The sequence below is a fragment of the Shewanella sp. MF05956 genome (assembly GCF_059758055.1).
In genome coordinates this window covers 1-861 of sequence record NZ_JCAYNV010000049.1, presented here as the reverse complement: position 1 = coordinate 861, position 861 = coordinate 1, and the positions used below count along the sequence as shown (strand labels likewise).

The following is an 861-nucleotide window of genomic DNA, read 5'->3' as shown; positions in this document are numbered from 1 at the left end:
GCGTCGCCACGCTTTTAGGGATAGGACTGACTGGCACGGGCGCTTGTTTGATATTGGCCTGGGTTCCTTTTGTTTCACAATGCTTGCAGCTGTATTTTAATCTAACGTGCTCAATCACACTGATTTGTGCCGGAATAAACTTCAGCTTCTCACTACTGTCTTGGCCCATTAACGCCAGCTCATGACCACAGCACTCACACTGCTTATCTTCATCACTGATGTCATGGATAATCACTTCACGTGGCAGGTCTTTAGGCAGTAATTTACGCTTGGCGCGCTGTTTAGGTGACACAGGCGCGTCAGCATCTGCTGTTAATTCAACAGGCTCATCAACCGTCACTTCTGCTTCGTTAAACAACTCACCTTGATAGTCATGGCTTTCACTGCTGGCGCCGAAACGTTGTTGCTGGGCTAAGCGAAATTGCTCAAGCAAGCGCTGCACAGAGTGTTTAAGTTCAGCGATTTCAGCGTCTTTAGCCGCCAACGTCTCAAGCAATAATTGCTTAAGTAAATCAACGTCATTGGGTAAGTTATCAGGGTTTAGTTTCATGGCATTATTATACCAAACATCCCCTTAGATAAGGCTAAAGCAGTGATCTAATTATTGAAAACAGCCTTCTCAATGGCGATCAATTAACTGTAATTCAAGCCGTTCACATGCTGATGACCCAGCACATCAAAGCCAGATAACAGCCAATGAAACTGTTGCTCAGATAAACTCATGCACTCATCAATACTTTTCGTCGGCCACTTAAACTTATCCTGCTCGAGGCGTTTGTACCACAGTGCAAAGCCGGTGTTATCCCAGTAGAGGATTTTTAATTTATCACGGCCTTTATTACAAAAGACAAACACACTGCC

Annotated in this window: 2 protein-coding genes; both read right to left on the bottom strand. The window is 44.7% G+C overall.

Features of this window, described 5'->3' with window-relative positions; translation table 11 throughout:
• Positions 1 to 550 (bottom strand): transposase (locus tag AC19MX_RS21090; RefSeq protein WP_498299771.1); only part of this gene is annotated, 550 nt, incomplete at its 3' end.
• 83 nt (positions 551 to 633) lie between these two features.
• Positions 634 to 861: IS66 family insertion sequence element accessory protein TnpB (gene tnpB / locus AC19MX_RS21085; RefSeq protein WP_498299770.1), on the bottom strand; the 228-nt coding region annotated here is incomplete at its 5' end.